Raw genomic sequence first — 741 nt, 5'->3', positions numbered from 1 at the left:
ACAGCATGAGCGGCGGATATGGAAATGATATCTATCATGTGGACAATATAAATGATACTGTCACCGAGCAGTGGTTCGAGGGTACCGATACTATTTACAGCAGCGTTTCCTATACCGCTCCCAACCAACGTCGAAAACCTGACACTGACAGGCTACGGCAACAATTACGGTTTCGGTAACAACTCTGACAATACCCTGATAGGCAACAGTGGCAACAACCACTTAAGCGGTGGTCGTGGAAACGACACGCTACACGGCATGGACGGCAACGACCTGCTGATGGGCGGCGATGATCGTGACTATCTTTACGGAGATAACGGAGATGACGTGCTACAAGGAGGCGAAGGAAACGACCTGCTTGATGGTGGATACGGCAACGATACTTTAGACGGTGGCAGCGGTGCAGACAGCATGAGCGGCGGATATGGAAATGATATCTATCATGTGGACAATATAAATGATACTGTCACCGAGCAGTGGTTCGAGGGTACCGATACTATTTACAGCAGCGTTTCCTATACCGCTCCAACCAACGTCGAAAACCTGACACTGACAGGCTACGGCAACAATTACGGTTTCGGTAACAACTCTGACAATACCCTGATAGGCAACAGTGGCAACAACCACTTAAGCGGTGGTCGTGGAAACGACACGCTACACGGCATGGACGGTAACGACCTGCTGATGGGCGGCGATGATCGTGACTATCTTTACGGAGATAACGGAGATGACGTGCTACAA

General features: G+C 49.9%; 1 protein-coding gene. It reads left to right on the top strand.

Annotation, left to right across the window (positions count from 1 at the left end):
- Positions 1-87: 87 nt before the first annotated feature.
- Positions 88-741, top strand: a 654-nt coding sequence (locus tag HMPREF1028_RS12895; RefSeq protein WP_349267061.1) for a calcium-binding protein, incomplete at its 3' end; no start/stop codon positions are given.

Source organism: Neisseria sp. GT4A_CT1 (genome assembly GCF_000227275.1).
Lineage (GTDB): Bacteria > Pseudomonadota > Gammaproteobacteria > Burkholderiales > Neisseriaceae > Neisseria.
Note: the sequence above shows the minus strand (reverse complement) of the source record. Positions and strands in the feature narration are given on the sequence as shown.